The sequence below is a fragment of the Chromohalobacter sp. genome (assembly GCF_039830575.1).
Lineage (GTDB): Bacteria > Pseudomonadota > Gammaproteobacteria > Pseudomonadales > Halomonadaceae > Chromohalobacter > Chromohalobacter israelensis.
In genome coordinates this window covers 103,375-119,917 of record NZ_JBDOOX010000009.1, presented here as the reverse complement: position 1 = coordinate 119,917, position 16,543 = coordinate 103,375, and the positions used below count along the sequence as shown (strand labels likewise).

The window sequence follows — 16,543 nt, the reverse complement described above, 5'->3', positions numbered from 1 at the left end:
GCCGTATCGGCATCGGTGGGCTGGGCTGTATCGCTCACGCGGGACCCTCTCCTCGACTGCGCCTCACGGCGCGACCTTCGACAAACGCGCAGTGTAGCAAGGCCGCCGGGGAGCGAACACGCCCGCGTGGCGCGAGGCAGGTATCAGGCGCCTTCGGTCGCCCGCGAGAAACGTCGATAGGTGAACTCGGACGTCCCCGAGGCATCACGCACCGCCAGGGTCTGCACCTCGTCATGGTAGGGCGATTTTTCGCACACCGGGTCCATCTGCGCGGCATCGCCGGTGAGCATCAAGGCCTGGCATCGACAGCCGCCCCAGTCGATTTCCTTGCGCTCGCAGTCCTGGCAGGCCTCGGGCATCCAGTGCGTACCGCGATAGGCGTTGAAGGCCGGGCTGTCGTACCAGATATCGCTCAGCGCATGCTCCGCGACATTCCAGAACGTCAGGTGCGGGATCGTCTCCGCCGCATGGCACGGCAGCACCTTGCCCGAAGGCGTCACATTGAGGGACTGTCGCCCCCAGCCGTTCATGCAGGGCTTGGGCAGACGCGCATGATAATCCGGGACCACGGCGTCGATGACCAGACGCCCCTGCAGGCGCTCACGCGCGGCCTCGACCCGCTCGACGGCCGCCATGACCTGCTCGCGACTCGGCATCAGGGCGGCGCGATTGACCAGTGCCCAGCCATAGTACTGCGCGTGGGCGATCTCCAGCCGCCGCGCTCCCAGTTCCACGGCCAGGTCCACGAAGTCGTCGATCTGATGCAGGTTGGCGCGGTGGATCACCGCGTTCAGCGTCAGCGGCAGTCCGACGTCCGTCACCTCGGCGGCGAAGGCCCGCTTGCGCGCATGGGCGCCGCTCATGTTGGCGACATGATCGGTCACCTCGGGCGTGGCGCCCTGAAACGACAGCTGGACGTGATCGAGGCCCGCCTCCGCCAGGGTCTCCAGCCGGGCACGGTCGATGTTGACGCCCGCAGTGATCAGGTTGGAATACAAGCCCGCGTCCACGCAGGCCGCCACCAGCTCGGGCAAGTCGGGACGCAGCGCGGGCTCGCCGCCCGAGAGATGGACCTGCAGCACGCCGAGCTCGGCGGCTTCGGCGAAGACCCGTCGCCAGGTTGCGGTATCCAGCTCGTGGCGGCGGCGCTCCAGGGCCACCGGATTGGAACAGTACGGGCACTGCAGGGGACAGCGGTGCGTCAATTCCGCCAGCATCCCCATGGGCGGCTGCACGGCATGCGCCTGCGAATGTGTCATGCCACCTCCAGTACGCGCTTTTCGACCAGTCCCGCGAACATGGCCGTGACGTCCTGGGCGATGCGTTCGCGCGGCGCCTGATAGGTCTCGCACAGCCGATCGATGATCGTGCCGACGCTGCGTTCGCCATCCACCTGGCCGACCACGGCCTGCGCGATGCCATCGAGCTGGAAGACGCGCTCGGGCGCCAGCAATACCCAGCCGCCCCGCCGTTTATCTTCACGCAGCCTGACGCCGCGCGGCAGGCGCACGATGTCGCTTTCCTGAATTGCCGTCATGACGTTTCCGTTTGCGCGTCGCCATCCCAGGCCCCGGGCGGCACGTGGCCGGGCGCCACATAGGCGTGATGCAAGGCGTCCAGTTGGGTCCACAGCACCTGACACTTGAAGATCAGCGCGTCGAGCACCGCCTGCTGCTGATCCGGTCGGCGGGCATGGCGCTTGACGTAATCGAGGGCCATTTCCGCGTCTCGCGGCGCCTGGGTCAGGCGAGGTTCGAAATAGGCCAGGGTCTCGGCGGAAACGAAGTCGTAGTGCTCGAGCATGCCGCTGACCCGCTGGCCGATCACCAGGGGCGAGAACAGCTCGGTCAGCGACGAGGCAATGGCCTCCAGCACGCTGCGCTCGCGCACGAAATGCAGATAGGCCTCCACCGCAAAGCGCGTGGCCGGCAGAATCCGCCGGGTCGAGACCACCATCTCACGATCCAGCTCCAGCCCGTCGGTGAGCTTCAGCCAGCGCGCGATACCGCCCTCGCCCTCGGCTTCACCGTCATGATCCACCAGCCGGGCACGCCACGCGCGGCGCAGCGCCGAATCGTCGAGGCGCGCGATCAGCGAGGCGTCCTTGAGCGGGATCATCGACTGGTAGTAATAGCGATTGAGGGCCCATGCCTGAACCTGACGGCGATTCAGCTCGCCGTTCTGCAGCATGAGCTGAAAGGGATGACGGTGATGGTAACGCTGCTCGCCGATCGCGCGTAAACGTGCTTCCAGTTCGTCCGCGCTCAACGCCTCGTGGATCGGGGTTTCAATATCACTCATCAGCATTCCAGTTCCATGCCGTCGTGGGCGATCTCCCACCCGTGACGCCTGGCCTCCCGGCGCTCCGGGGAGTCGTCGATCAAGACCGGATTGGTGTTATTGATGTGAACGAAGACACGTCGCCCGATGTTCAGCGACGACAACGCGGCCATGCTGCCCGTCTCGCCGGACATCGACATGTGCCCCATGCGGCTTCCCGTCTTGTGGCCGACACCGGCGCGAATCATCTCGTCGTCACGCCACAGCGTACCGTCGAACAGCAACAGATCGGCGCCCTCGAGACGTGCCGCCAGGCGTTCGTTCATCGCGGCACAACCGGGAATGTAATAGGCACGCCGCGCGCCGACGCGAAACTCCACGCCCACGGTGGCCTCGCCTTCGCTGCCGATGTCGGGGTCCTCGCCCTCCAGGTACAGCGCCGCCTTGCCGGGCACCGCGAATATGCGCGCCTCGAGCCCCTCGGCGAGCGTCAGGGTCTCTTCCAGTGCCACTTCGACACGTTCGACATGATCGGGAGCGAGAACGTTGAAGACCGGACTGTCGCGCAACGCGGCATGGATCTCCGGCGTCGCGTGAAGACGATAGGGCGAGCTTTCACGCAGACTCAGCAGACCGCCGACATGATCGACGTCGCCGTTGGTCAGCAAGATCGAGGCGATCGGCGTGTCACGCTTCCCCTGACGCGGAAACAGCGCCGGGGTCCCGCGTATCTGGGTGAGCACCTCGGGGGCGCAGTTGATCAAGGCCCACGAGCGGCCATCGGCGCTCACGGCCAGGGAGGATTGGGTTCGCGGCGTGACACGGGGGTCGCCCGCCCACGCCAGCCGGCATACATCGCAACGACAGTTCCACTGAGGGAGGCCGCCACCGGCGGCCGCCCCGAGTACATGGATATACAACGCCGCCTCAGAATTCGGCGGGCATGTAGTCGTTGATTTCCAGCGCGATGCAGATTTCCGTCACTTCCGGGGTCATCCAGGCCATTTCCGTCTCTCCATCAGGGTAAATGTCACCGTTCCATCATAAACCGTTAGCGTGATTAGCGCATCTTCAACTAGCCATTGTCCGCTGCATCATCGGCCTTGCGATAGCGCCCCGCGTAGTCGAAGAGCTTGTCCCGGATCTGCCAGTGGTGACCCACCTTGCGTCCGATCACGAAATCCGGGGCCTTGAGACGCCGCTCGCCGGCGATCACCGCCTCGGGCGAATCCGGCCGCCAGTCGCTGCCCGGCGCCCGCAGGTGATGGCGCAGAAAGGCCAGCGTGAAGGCGCGACGCTGTGCGGCGGTTTCCAGCGCGAACCACTCGTCGAGCGTGGCGCCGTCTTCATCATGGTAGGTCACTTTCAGGCGCGGCAGCCCGCGACCATTGGTTACCGCCTGTAACTGCATCCCCGAGACGCGCAGCACCTTGGCTTCCTTGAGGCGCAGCGCAGCCTTGAGCTTGTCGTCGGGGTCGACCAGCCGCTCGTCGCATTGATGGCAGGCACGCGCGGCGATATCGTTTTCCGCGCCGCACTGATCGCAGACCTTGAAGCGAAAACGAAAGTCGCACTGCCGGCGCCGCCCGTCCGTGTCTTCCAGCAGGCCTTGGCAGCGACGGCCGTAATGTTCGATAACCAATTCGCCATCGCGCTTGCCCCAGAACAGATTGGCATGCCCGCATGCCGGGCATTCGACCTGTACCGGTTCGGCATCGGAATCGGGCCTGGGCTCGCCGACCTCCGGCGCATACAGGTCCCAGGGGTTGCCCGCATAATCGAGAATCAGGCAGTCCTGCTTGCCCGGCGCCAGCCGCAAGCCGCGCCCGACGATCTGCTGATACAGACTGACGGACTCCGTGGGCCTCAGGATCGCGATCAGATCCACATGCGGGGCATCGAAACCGGTCGTGAGGACCGCCACGTTGACGAGATACTTCAACCGCTGCGCCTTGAAGTCCTCGATCAGTGCTTCGCGCTCCCGCCCCGGCGTCGCGCCCACGATCAGCGCCGCCTGCTGCGCCGGCAGATATCCCATGATTTCCCGCGCGTGCGCCACCGTGGCCGCGAAGATCATCACGCCGCGCCGCTCGCGGGCCTGCTCGACGACCTCGGCGATGATCCCCGGCGTCGCCCGGTGCCCCTGCACGACGCGGTTCAGCTCCGCCTCCTCGAAGCCGCCGCCGCGACCGGGCGACAGCCGCGAGAAGTCATACCGGGTCTGCTCGCCATCCTCGGCATACAGTGCGGCATCCACGCGTCGGGGCGGCGCCAGATAGCCCTGCTTGACCATCAGTCGCAGTGGCTGCTCGAACACGCAATCCTGAAAGAAGCAATCCGCGTCGCCGCGCACCATGCCGTGGTGATGACGGTGGTAGATGAAGCCTTGCCCCAGACGATACGGCGTCGCCGTCAGGCCCAGCACCTTGAGGCGCGGGTTGTGGCGCCGCAGGTGCGCGATCACCTGATGATAGCTCGACGCGCCCTTGTCATCCCGGACCTTGCCCGCCGACGCCCCCGGCGGAATGCGGTGGCACTCGTCGATGACCAGCAGGGTGAACGCGCCCCACGCTTCGTGGGCCTCGAAACGCTCCAGGCTCCTGACCACGGACTGCACCGAACCGAAGACCACCTGACGCTCGCTTTCCTTGCGTCCCAGACCGGCACTGAACAGGTCCGCCTCCAGTCCATAGGCGCGGTACTTGGCATGGTTCTGCTCGACCAGCTCCCGAACGTGCGCCAGTACCAGGACCCGGCCGCGTGCCAGCCGTGCCAGTTCGGCGATGACCAGCGACTTGCCGCTGCCGGTGGGCAGCACCACCACGGCGGGATCGTCGCCGCGCCGGAAATGCGCGATGACGTTATCGACGGCCTGATGCTGGTAGGGGCGAAGCGAGGGCGCGCTCATGCGGGACATCCACGGAACAAAAGGCGAATGTTAGCATCGCCGGCAAGGTCTCGGGGGCGGTCGGCACCTTGATCTTGGTGCCGGGCGCCCCGACTTCATGAGTACAACGCCATGTCACGATGTTCTCGAATCGCGGCAACACCGACGCTCAGGAGGTCCCATGCAAGCACCCACCAGCCCCGACTGTCCCGAATGCGGTAGCCGCACCAAGCGTTTCCCGCCCGGTCGCGAGGGCCAGTATCATGTCTTCTGCGAAGATTGCGGCCATGACTTCGGGCGCTACGACCGTCTCGTCGCAGACTATCGTCACACCCTCGACGAGCTGGAAGCGCATCTCGAGGCGTCCGGCACATCGCGAGACGCCTGATTCGGTGCCCATCCGGCATTCATCATCTTCTTTTCCAGCGGAGGTCACATGTCCTCGACCACATCGCATTTCGTCGTGCTCGCCGAGTTCCGGATCAAGGAAGGCCAGGTGCCTGCCTTTCTCGCCCTGGCCCACAACGACGCCAACGAATCACTGGCCAATGAGGAAGGCTGCCTGGCATTCGACGTGCTGACGCCGGAAGGCAGCGGCAATCTCGTCGTGCTGCACGAGGTCTATCGCGACCGCGCCGCCTTCGAGCACCACATGCAGATGCCCCACTACGCGCCGTTCAAGGAAGGCAGCGCCCCATTGCTCGTCGATGAGCCGTCGGTACGCTTTTTCTACACGGCCATTCGTCCCGAGTGATGCCACTCGCCGGGCGAGCACGAGACCGCGACGCCGAACGCCGCGGTCTTGCCGCCTCGCCCGGCTCAGCGGCTCAGCTCATTCAAGACCGCCTGGGTAATCTCTTTCGTCGTCGCAGCACCACCCACGTCACGGGAATGAACGCCGGAACGCGTCAGCCGCTCGATCGCCGCCATCAATCGCTCGGCCGCCGTGGTTTCGCCCAGATGCTCCAGCATCATGACCGCCGTCCAGAAGGCGCCCACCGGGTTGGCGATGCCTTGGCCGGCAATGTCGAACGCCGAGCCATGGATCGGCTCGAACATCGAGGGAAAGGTTCGCTCGGGGTTCAGGTTCGCGGTCGGCGCAATCCCCAGGCTTCCCGTCAGCGCCGCCGCCAGGTCGGAAATGATGTCGGCGTGCAGGTTGGTCGCCACCACGGTGTCCAGCGTGTCCGGCTTGAGCACCATGCGCGTCGTCACGGCATCGACGAGTTCCCGGTCGATCTCGACGTCGGGATAATCCCTGGCCACCTCGAAGAACACCTCATCCCACAGCACCATGCCGTGCCGCTGAGCGTTGGATTTGGTCACCAGGGTCAGCATCTTGCGCGGCCGGCTTCGGGCCATCTCGAAAGCGAAGCGATGGATACGCTCCACACCCTTGCGCGAGAAGATCGACACCTCGGTGCCGATTTCTTCCGGCAAGCCACGATGCACCCTCCCCCCGTTACCGGAATACTCGCCTTCGCTGTTCTCGCGAATGATCACCCAGTCGATCTTCTCGGCATCCTGCAACCGGCTGCCGATACCGGGCAGCAACCGAGCGGGGCGCACGTTGGCGTACTGGTCGAACCCCTGGCAGATTGCCAGGCGAAGATCCCATAGCGAGACGTGATCCGGCACTTGCTGGCTGCCTACCGCACCGAAATAGATGGCATCGAAAGTGGCCAGTTCTTCCAGCCCCCCTTCGGGGATGTAGCGGCCATGCTCGAGGTAATGATCGGAACTCCACGGAAAGTCGCTGAAAGCGAAACTCAGTTCACCGCTTTTCTCCGCCAGGGCCTGCAGGACCTGCTTGCCGGCCTCGATGACCTCGACGCCGACGCCGTCGCCGGGAATCACGGCGATCTTGTGATGACGCATGGTGAATATCCTCTGCTGCGATTGGCCCAAGACCTACAGGTGGGCGTGAAAAACCTTCATCAACTCGGCCTTGTCCTCGAAGCCGATGCCCGGCATGGCCGGAATCGCCACGTAGCCGTTCTCGACCGGCGTGGAGTCGGCGAAACCACCGAAGGGCGCAAAGACGCGCGGGTAGGATTCGTTGCCGCCCAGCTTGAGACCGGCGGCGATGTTGAGGGCGAACTGGTGCCCACCGTGAGGGATGCACTGGCGGGGCGACCAGCCGCGAATGCGCAGTTCGTCCAGCATGCGCAGGTACTCCACCAACCCGTAGGACAGCACCGGGTCCATCTGCAGGATGTCGCGGTCGGGGCGCATGCCGCCATGGCGCAACAGGTTGCGCACGTCCTGATGGGAGAACAGGTTTTCCCCCGTGGCGGTCGGGCCGGCATAGTGCTCGCATAGCTGGCGCTGCAGGGCGTAGTCGAGTGGATCGCCGGCCTCCTCGTACCAGCGCACCCCGAAGGGAGCCAGGCCATCGGCGAAGGCCAGCGTGTCCTGCAGACCGAAACGGCCATTGGCATCCACCGCCAGACGCGACGCCTCGCCCACGACCTCCAGTGCCGCCTCGACGCGCGGCAAGTCTTCTTCCAGCGGCACACCGCCGATCTTCATCTTGGTGGCCACGTAGCCCATCTCCAGGTAATCGCGCATTTCTTCCTGAAGACCCTGGATTTCCTTGCCGGGATGGTAATAGCCGCCGGCGGCATAGACCGAGACGCGCCGATCCACCTCGCCGTCCCCGAAGCGCTCGGCCAGTAGCTGCCCCAGCGGCTTGTTCTCGACCTTGGCCACGATGTCCCAGATCGCCATGTCGATGATACCCACCGCCACCGAGCGCTCGCCGTGGCCGCCCGGCTTCTCGTTGGCCATCACCGTCGCCCAGACCTTGAACGGATCGAGATTGCGGCCACTGTCATCGAGCAACGACGCCGGGTCCGCTTCCTCCAGACGGGGCAGGAAACGCTCCCGCAGCAGGCCGCTCTGGGCATAGCGTCCGTTCGAATTGAAGCCGTAGCCCACGACCTGCCGGCCATCGACCTTGGCATCGGTGTAGATCGCCAGGATGGAGACATCCATCTTGGCAAACGAGATATAGGCGTTGGCGATATCGGAAGCGATCGAAACCCGCGCCTCCTTGATGTCGGTAATTCGCATGCTTGCTCCTTGTCTTGCAGCCGAGAGAATGACTGAGCGATCACGACCAGATGCCGGACGGCAGCCTGACGTTCAGAACCTGCGTGAAAGCGAGGTAGAACACGCCGATCAAGAGCGCGATGACCGGCACCCACTGTGCGAGGCGCCGTCTGGAAACGCCCCCTTCCACGCTTGCCAGATACCAGGTCAGGCCGAAGAAAATGATGGCCGTCGCCACCAGAAAGCCCAACAGGTCGATGGCGTACCACCAGACGAACAGGACGGCGATCATGATCACCAGGCGGCGCGGATTGCCTTCGATCGTGACCTCGCGCGCCGCCGGCTTGGTGAAAGCCTTGACGATCAGCGCCAAGGACAGCACGACCATGATCACCAGGATGGCGCGGGGAAAGATGATGCTCAGCCGGCCCATGCCCTCGCGCGGGAACCACAGGACGGCGGCGAACAGCAAGCCGAAGAGCCCCGCGGCGAAGTCGGTGTTGAGGCGCAGGGTCATGATGTCTTCTCCTCGTCCGAGTCGACCTTGGCCATGCGCCCGCTACGCTCCAGCCACCCCGGCAGCAGGGTCGTCGCGACACTCAGCACCACCAGGCAGGCCAGCACGATCGACAGCGGGTTGGCGACCAGTCGCAGCCAGGGAATCGGGTCCACCACGGCCACCAGCATGGTCTGCACGTAGCCCTTCTCGGCGATGACGCCCAGGATCATGCCCAGAACGATGGGCGCCGCCTGAATGCCGATCAGGCGCAGGAAATACCCCACCGAGCCCAGCAGCAGCATGATGAACACGTCGGTCATGCTGTTGCGCAGCGCATAGGTCCCCAGGATGGTGACCATGGCGATGCTCGGCAGCAGAAAGTAAAACGGCGTCTTGACCACGACGCGGTGAATCAAGCGTCCGCCCAGCAGGCCGACCGGCAGCAGGAACATGGCCGCGAACCCCATCGAGAGGATGAAGCCATTGGTCAGCACACCGGTTTCGGTAAACAGATCCAGCCCCGGGCGCAGGCCATGCATGAGCAACACCCCAAGGATGATGGCATCCGGTGGCGCACCGGGAATGCCCAGGGTCAGCAGCGGCACCATGCTGCCCGCCACCATGACGTTGTTGCTCGACTCCGAGGCAATCACGCCATCGACGTTGCCCTTGCCGAACGACGACGGATCCTTGGAGAAACGGCGGGCCTCGTTGTACGCCACCAGACTGGTGACGTTCCCCCCAGCGCCCGGGATGATGGCGATGATCTGCCCGATGATGCAGGAGCGAATCAGGTTGATGGGCTTGCCGAAGATATGCCGGCCCATACGCATGATGGCCGAGCCAGCGCCCCCCTGTAGTTTGCCGCTTTCCGGCAAGGCGCCCCGCCCCTGGGCCGCCATCGAGATCAGCTCGGGAACCACGAACAGGCCGATCAGGGCGACGATCAGTTCGATACCGCCCTGCAACGCCGGTATGCCGAAGATGAAGCGGGTTTCACCACCGATCGGCGAGACCCCGATGGTGCTCAACAGCATGCCGATGCAACCGCCCAGCAACCCTTTGAGCAGTGACCCGCTCGACAGGCTGGCCACCAGAGTCAGGCCCAGCAGCGCCACCCAGAACATCTCGGCCGGTCCGAACACCACGGCAAGCCTCGCCAGAGGCGGCGCCAGCAACAACAGGAACGTCACCCCGATGATGCCGCCGACTACCGAGGCGATGGTCGCGGCGGCCAGGGCTTCGTAGGCACGCCCCTGGCGTGCCATGGGATAACCGTCGAATGTCGTGGCGATGGACGACGGCGTTCCGGGGGTATTGATCAGGATGGCCGTGAAAGCGCCGCCGTAGATGGCGCCCATATAGACCGCCCCAAGCGCCATCAGGCCTTGCAGGGGCGACATCGTGAAGGTGAACGGCAGCAGCACCGCCAGCGCCATGGTTGCCGTCAAGCCCGGCAGGGCGCCGATGAACAACCCCGCCGTCACCCCGCACAGGATGGTGACGAGCCCTTCGAGGGTCAGGATCGAAAACAGGGCTTCCAGTAACATGTCCATGAGCCAACTCCCCTTTTCGCATGATGGGTCGCGTCGGATGAACGGCCGGCACCCGGCCCTGCGCCAAGAAGGCTCGCAGGGACGGGTGACGCATCATGTCGCGTTATTGGTTGGCTTTGGCGTCTTCGAGGATCGGCTGGTAGGCCGACTTGAGTTGCTGCATGACCTCGTCCACCTCGCCATCGGTGATATCGGTCATGACGAAGCCGAGCGGCTCCTGCTTTTCTGCGATGCGCTCGTTGGTCTTCGCAAACGCCTCTTGCAGCGTATTGACGATCTCGTCCGGCGTCCCCTTGGGCACGGCCACGCCACGATAGGCGCCACCGACGATGTCATAGCCCAGTTCCTTGAACGTCGGCACATCCGGTAGCGCGGGCACGCGTTCTTCCGAGGCCACGGCCAGGACGCGGGCGTTGTCCTGCATCTGCACGCCGAGCATCGAATAGTTGAAGATGCCCGACACATGGTTCCCCTGTACCGCCGCCGGCAGCGGGCCCGTGCCGGTAAACGGGATATAGGTGATATCGATGTCGGCCTCTCTTTCGAGACGCAGGGCGCCCAGATGGTTGGCACTGAAGGTCCCGCTACCGCCCAGCGTGACCGCCTGCGGGTTCTCCTTGGCGTACTGAACCAGGTCGTCGAGCGTCTCGAACTGGCTGTCCTTGGGGACGATCAAGGCATTGGGCGTGGTGTGGAAAAAGGTCACGATCTTCCAGTTGTCGGTTTCGTAACCGGCATTCTCACGCATGATGGGCTGAGCGATGATATGCGGGATATTCACCCCGATCATCTCGTACCCCGTCGGCTCGGCCTTGCTCTGGAACTCGCTCCAGCCGACGGCGCCCCCGCCACCGGGACGGTGGTTGACGTTGACCTCGACCCCCAGGATCTCTTCCAGATGAGGCTCCTGGAAGCGTGCGGTGACGTCGGACTCGCCACCAGGATCGAACGGAATCGTGTAGGTAATGGGTTGTTCGGGATACTCGGCGAGGGCGATGCCCGGCATGCCCAGGGCAGCCATCAGGGTGAGCGAGCCTACCCAGCGTGTCGTGGCGAGTGTCATTGGCGTACTCCTTGGTCTTCTTGTGGTCTGGCGACGTTTTCCGCTCGATTGTTCTTGTCACCGTCATGGCAGAGCGAATGAAACGTCATATGCATTTCGTGTCGGAAAAATGCATACCGCACCTTTGAAGCTAGCCAACTTGTAAAATCTGTCCACTAAAGAAAGGTAGACCTTAGTCGAAACACGCAGGAAAAGCCTGTCTCCACACATGAAAATGGAAGCATTTAATCAATAAAAACAAGGTCTTGAAGACAAAAAGGTTTTTGGAAGAAAGGCAGGACAACTTTGACCAAGTTGTTTTAGGAGTTTTGCCACACCTGTCAGAAGATGTGGCTACCCTTCGAATACCCGGCGACGCGAATTGCCGATGTGCTCGCGCATCCGCTGGCAGGCCAGTTCGGCATCGCCCGCACGAATGGCCTCGAAGATTCGCACATGCTCTTCCTGGACTTCCGGCAAATGCAGCCCCGGACGACGCAGACCGAGGTTGCGCGCCAGGTTCTGGCCGAAATTGATCTGTGTCTTGAGGGACAGGAGGGTATCGGTGAAAAACCGGTTGTTGGTGGCGTTGGCAACCGCGAGGTGAAAGCCGAAATCCGCGTCCACCCCAAGCTCGCCTTCCTGGATACAGGTTTCCAGGCGCTGCAGAGCCTTCTCGATCTCTCTGATCGCCGCGGTCGAGGCATACTGCGTGGCCGCACGTGCCGACTCGCCCTCGAGCGCCGCGCGGAACTCGAAACAACGCTGCATGTCCGCCAGGCTGTCCAGCGGGGCGAAGTCCAGCATGGCACGGTCCGGACGGCGCATCACGTAACTGCCCGCGCCACGTTGCGACCTCACCAGGCCATCTTCCCGGAGTCGAGACAAGGCCTGGCGCACGATGGGCCGAGAGACCTGGTTCATTTCGGCCAGCTTGGCCTCGGAAGGCAGCCGATGTCCCTCGTCGTACTCCCCTTGCAGGATGCGCTCGACGATATCGCCATAGACCTTGTCGCTGAGCCGCGCAGGTCGCCCGGGCGAAGCCGCGAGTTCGGCGCGAGGAAAGCCCCCGCGTCGCTGGGAGTCAGGGTCGTGTGTCATTGACGGGTCCATGAATGCAACATACCTGCGCAAACTAACGCATTTCGAGGCGCCTGTGGATCATGCGAGAGACCAACAGGCGTCCTCGTGCCCCCGTCGTTGCATGGCGAGACGGCGCGATCAGTCCACCCACACCCGGGCATTGCGGAACATCCGCATCCAGGCACCGTCCTGCCGCCATTCGTCGGGACGCCAGGAGTTGGTGACCGCGCGGGCCACGCGCTCGGGGTGAGGCATCATGATCGTCACGCGGCCATCCGGCGTGGTCAGCCCCGTGATGCCCGCGGACGAGCCATTGGGGTTGGCGGGATAGCGCGTCGTCACCTGACCGTAGTTGTCCACATAGCGCATGGCGATCTGGTCACTGGTCTGCATGCTGCGCAAGTGGCCGCTGTCACGGAACTCGGCGCGCCCCTCGCCGTGGGCCACGGCGATCGGCAGGCGCGACCCTTCCATGCCGGCCAGCAGGATCGAAGGACTCTTCTCGACCTGCACCATGCTCACGCGCGCCTCGAACTGCTCGGACTCGTTGCGCACGAAACGCGGCCAGTTCTCGGCCCCGGGAATCAGCGACTTGAGCTGCGAAAGCATCTGGCAGCCGTTGCACACCCCTAGCGAGAAGCTGTCATCACGCTGGAAGAAGCCTTCGAAGGCATCGCGCGCGCGGTCATTGAACAGCACCGACTTGGCCCAGCCGCCGCCGGCGCCGAGCACATCGCCGTACGAGAAGCCGCCACAGGCAACCAGCCCCTTCATGGTCGCCAGATCGACGCGCCCTTCGAGGATATCGCTCATGTGCACGTCGACGGCCGCGAAGCCGGCATGATCGAAGGCCGCCGCCATCTCGACATGCCCGTTGACGCCCTGCTCGCGCAATATCGCCACACGGGGTTGCTCGCCGCGTCCGATGTAGGGCGCAGCGATGTCCTCGTCGACATCGAAGCTGGGCTGCGCCGAGAGACCGGGGTCGCGCAGGTCGAGCAAGGCATCGAATTCGGACTTGGCACACTGCGGATTGTCGCGCAGCGCCTGCATGCGGTAGCTGGTCTCGGTCCAGGTGCGCTGGGCGATGGCCCGCGTGGTTTCCAGCAGCGGTTCCTCGAACAGCGTGACCCGGACCTGATCGTCGTAGCGCGGCCGTGCCACCACACCGCAGGTCTCGAGGCCGGCCGCGGCCAGCTGGGCGAGCACGAACTCGGTGTCGCGACGATTGACCTGAATCACCGCCCCCAGTTCTTCGGCGAACAAGGCATCGAAGGCCTCGTAGGCGTCGTCGATCAGCCAGTCGAGCTTGATCTCCAGCCCGCCGCGCGCCGCAAAGGCCATTTCCAGCAGGGTCACCAGCAGGCCACCGTCACTGCGATCGTGGTAGGCGAGCAGCTTGCCGTCGGCATTGAGGCCTTGAATGACCGAGAAGAACGCCTTGAGGTCCTCGGCGTCCTCGAGATCGGGGCATGCATCCCCGACCTGGCCGTATACCTGCGCCAGCGCCGAGCCCCCCAGCCGGTTCTGCCCCTGGCCCAGGTCGATGAGAATCAAGTCGCTCTCGTCCTGGTCCAGGCGCAGCTGCGGGGTCAGGGTGCGCATGGCATCGGTGACCGGTGCGAAACCGGTGATATTGAGCGTCAGCGGCGCTGTCACGCTCTTGTCTTCATGCTCACCCTCGGCGGTCTCTTCCTGCCAGGCGGTGCGCATGGACATCGAGTCCTTGCCCACCGGAATGGCGATGCCCAGTTGCGGGCAGAGTTCCATGCCCACGGCATGCACGGCGTCATACAGGGCCTGGTTCTCGCCTTCATGCTCGGCGGCGCTCATCCAGTTGGCGGAGAGCTTGATGTCGGAGAGCTTGGCGATCGGCGCCGCCGCCAGGTTGGTGATGGCCTCGGCCACCGCCAGGCGGGCGCTGGCCGCCGGGTCGACCAGTGCCACCGGCGGACGCTCGCCGAGGGCCATGGCCTCGCCGGCATGCGTATCGAAACTGGCCGTGGTCACCGCGCAGTCCGCCACGGGCACCTGCCAGGGCCCGACCATCTGGTCGCGCGCCACCTGACCGGTGATCGAGCGGTCGCCGATGGTGATCAGAAAGCTCTTGGACGCCACGGCCGGCAGACGCAGCACCCGATCCAGCGCCTCGCGCAGATCGAGATTGTCGAGCCCCAGGCTGGGCATCGTCAGCGTGCGTCGCTCGAAGGCACGCGACATCTTGGGCGGCTTGCCGAACAGCACGCTCATCGGCAGGTCGACGGGACGCGTATCGAAGTGACCATCGTGGACCGACAGGTGGTGGGCCTCGGTCGCCTCGCCGACCACGGCATAGGGGCAACGTTCGCGCCGGCACAGCGCGTCGAAGGCCTCCAGGTCGTCCGGCGCCACCGCCAGCACGTAGCGCTCCTGGGCCTCGTTGCACCAGATGGCCAGCGGGCTCATGCCCGGCTCGGCGTTGGGAATGTCGCGCAGTTCGAAACGCCCGCCCCGGTCGCCGTCCTTGACCAGTTCCGGCAGCGCATTGGAAAGCCCGCCGGCGCCCACGTCGTGAATGAAGCAGATGGGATTGTCGTCGCCCAGCGCCCAGCACCGATCGATGACTTCCTGGGCGCGCCGCTCGATCTCCGCGTTGTCACGCTGCACGGAGGCGAAATCGAGATCCTCGCTGGAGGCGCCCGAGGCCATGCTCGATGCCGCCCCGCCGCCGAGGCCGATTTTCATCGACGGACCGCCCATCACGATCAGCTTGCCACCGACCGGTATATCGCCCTTGGCGACATGACCTTCGCGAATATTGCCGTAGCCGCCGGCGAGCATCACCGGCTTGTGATAGCCGCGCCGCTCGATCCCGGCCGCACCGACCGCATCCTGTTCGTAGGTACGGAAAAAGCCGCTCAGGTTGGGACGTCCGAACTCGTTGTTGAACGCTGCCCCGCCGATGGGCGCCTCGAGCATGATGTCGAGTGCCGACTGAATGCGCGCGGGCTTGCCGTAGTCGAAGGCTTCCCAGGGCTGCACGAATTCGGGGATACGCAGGTTGGACACCGCGAACCCGGTGAGCCCCGCCTTGGGCTTGCCGCCGACGCCGGTGGCGCCTTCGTCGCGAATCTCGCCGCCGGCCCCCGTCGCCGCACCGGGATAGGGTGCGATGGCCGTCGGATGGTTATGGGTTTCCACCTTCATCAGGATGTGGATGGGTTCCTGCGTCGCCGCGTAACGCGCCTCGCGCGCCTGGTGCGGCAGCCAGGGAGCGGCGAAGAAGCGGCCGGCCCGCGTGCCGCGAATCACGGCGGCATTGTCGCTGTAGGCCGAGAGAATGTCGTCGCCGGAACACGCATGGGTGTTCTTGATCATCTTGAACAGCGACAGCGGCTGGGCCTCGCCATCGATGGTCCAGTCGGCGTTGAAGATCTTGTGTCGGCAGTGCTCGGAATTGGCCTGCGCGAACATCATCAGTTCGACGTCGGTGGGATTGCGATCGAGCGAGCGAAAGGCCTCGAGCAGATAGTCGATCTCGTCGTCGGCCAGCGCCAGTCCCAGTGCGTCATTGGCGTCGACCAGCGCCTCGCGCCCGCCTTCGAGCACGTCGACCCGCCCCAGCGGCGCCGGCTCGTGCTGCTCGAACAGCTTGGCGGCATCGCTGGCATCGGCCAGCACCGTTTCGGTCATGGGATCGTGAAGCACCGCGACGAGCGCCGCGAACGTCGCCTCGTCGAGCTTGCCCCCCAGCGTCACGCGATAGGCGATGCCGCGCTCGATGCGCCGCACCTGATGCAGACCGCAATTGTGGGCGATATCGGTGGCCTTGGAAGACCACGGCGACAACGTGCCCAGACGCGGCACGACCAGAAACAGCTGGCCTTCGGACTCGGCGTCGGCGCCATCGCGCACGGGACCGTAGGTCAGCAGTTGCGCCAGCACCTCGCGCGCCGTGTCGTCGAGATCCTCCTGGTGGTCGACGAAGTGAACATAATCGGCGTGCAACGCCTCGACCTCGGGCACGGCATCACGCAACGCGGCTAACAGCTTGGCATGGCGGAAAGCGGAAAGGGCGGGCGCTCCTCGCAGTTCGAGCATGTCGAATAGGCCTCTGGGACAACAGGTAGACGATGCCGCGGGCGGCGGCCAATGAGCCCCCA

At 64.7% G+C, this 16,543-nt stretch carries 14 protein-coding genes; 2 read left to right on the top strand and 12 right to left on the bottom strand.

Annotated elements, in window-relative coordinates; translation table 11 throughout:
* Positions 1-143 precede the first annotated feature (143 nt).
* The 5 genes from pqqE to ABGX75_RS07530 form a co-directional block, all read right to left on the bottom strand.
* Positions 144-1,259, bottom strand: a complete 1,116-nt coding sequence (pqqE, locus tag ABGX75_RS07550; RefSeq protein WP_347410672.1) for a pyrroloquinoline quinone biosynthesis protein PqqE — start codon at positions 1,257-1,259, stop codon at positions 144-146.
* Complete coding sequence (gene pqqD, locus ABGX75_RS07545) at positions 1,256-1,537, bottom strand: pyrroloquinoline quinone biosynthesis peptide chaperone PqqD (protein WP_011506150.1); 282 nt, start codon at positions 1,535-1,537, stop codon at positions 1,256-1,258. The genes pqqE and pqqD overlap by 4 nt, the downstream gene beginning before the upstream one ends.
* Complete coding sequence (pqqC, locus tag ABGX75_RS07540) at positions 1,534-2,301, bottom strand: pyrroloquinoline-quinone synthase PqqC (RefSeq protein WP_011506149.1); 768 nt, start codon at positions 2,299-2,301, stop codon at positions 1,534-1,536. The genes pqqD and pqqC overlap by 4 nt, the downstream gene beginning before the upstream one ends.
* A complete protein-coding gene (gene pqqB / locus ABGX75_RS07535; RefSeq protein ID WP_011506148.1) occupies positions 2,301-3,200 on the bottom strand; it encodes a pyrroloquinoline quinone biosynthesis protein PqqB in 900 nt (299 codons plus the stop codon). Before pqqB ends, pqqC begins: the two co-directional genes overlap by 1 nt.
* A gap of 155 nt (positions 3,201-3,355) precedes the next feature.
* Positions 3,356-5,197, bottom strand: a complete 1,842-nt coding sequence (locus ABGX75_RS07530) for a DEAD/DEAH box helicase (RefSeq protein WP_347410671.1) — start codon at positions 5,195-5,197, stop codon at positions 3,356-3,358.
* A 151-nt stretch (positions 5,198-5,348) separates the two neighbouring features.
* On the opposite strand from ABGX75_RS07530, the gene ABGX75_RS07525 reads away from it, so the two are divergent.
* Entirely contained in the window at positions 5,349-5,555 is a 207-nt protein-coding gene (locus ABGX75_RS07525; protein WP_043557964.1) for a hypothetical protein, read from the top strand.
* Positions 5,556-5,603: 48 nt separating this feature from the next.
* Positions 5,604-5,921: a putative quinol monooxygenase gene (locus ABGX75_RS07520; protein WP_347410670.1), complete on the top strand. Its 318-nt coding sequence runs from the start codon at positions 5,604-5,606 to the stop codon at positions 5,919-5,921.
* Positions 5,922-5,986: 65 nt separating this feature from the next.
* Here the strand turns inward: ABGX75_RS07520 and ABGX75_RS07515 are convergent, their stop codons facing one another.
* From ABGX75_RS07515 to purL, 7 genes are all read right to left on the bottom strand, one after another.
* Entirely contained in the window at positions 5,987-7,045 is a 1,059-nt protein-coding gene (locus tag ABGX75_RS07515; RefSeq protein ID WP_179152725.1) for a tartrate dehydrogenase, read from the bottom strand.
* Positions 7,046-7,078: 33 nt separating this feature from the next.
* Positions 7,079-8,242 (bottom strand): mandelate racemase/muconate lactonizing enzyme family protein, encoded by a 1,164-nt coding sequence (locus tag ABGX75_RS07510; RefSeq protein ID WP_347410669.1) that lies wholly within the window; start codon positions 8,240-8,242, stop codon positions 7,079-7,081.
* 40 nt (positions 8,243-8,282) lie between these two features.
* Entirely contained in the window at positions 8,283-8,738 is a 456-nt protein-coding gene (locus ABGX75_RS07505; RefSeq protein ID WP_179152727.1) for a tripartite tricarboxylate transporter TctB family protein, read from the bottom strand.
* On the bottom strand, positions 8,735-10,276 hold the full coding sequence (locus ABGX75_RS07500) for a tripartite tricarboxylate transporter permease (protein WP_179152728.1): 1,542 nt from the start codon (positions 10,274-10,276) through the stop codon (positions 8,735-8,737). Before ABGX75_RS07500 ends, ABGX75_RS07505 begins: the two co-directional genes overlap by 4 nt.
* Positions 10,277-10,379: 103 nt before the next feature.
* On the bottom strand, positions 10,380-11,339 hold the full coding sequence (locus ABGX75_RS07495; RefSeq protein WP_347410668.1) for a tripartite tricarboxylate transporter substrate binding protein: 960 nt from the start codon (positions 11,337-11,339) through the stop codon (positions 10,380-10,382).
* Positions 11,340-11,672: 333 nt separating this feature from the next.
* Positions 11,673-12,419, bottom strand: a complete 747-nt coding sequence (locus tag ABGX75_RS07490; RefSeq protein ID WP_301968089.1) for a FadR/GntR family transcriptional regulator — start codon at positions 12,417-12,419, stop codon at positions 11,673-11,675.
* 120 nt (positions 12,420-12,539) lie between these two features.
* Positions 12,540-16,481, bottom strand: a complete 3,942-nt coding sequence (purL, locus tag ABGX75_RS07485; RefSeq protein ID WP_287124585.1) for a phosphoribosylformylglycinamidine synthase — start codon at positions 16,479-16,481, stop codon at positions 12,540-12,542.
* Positions 16,482-16,543 lie beyond the last annotated feature (62 nt).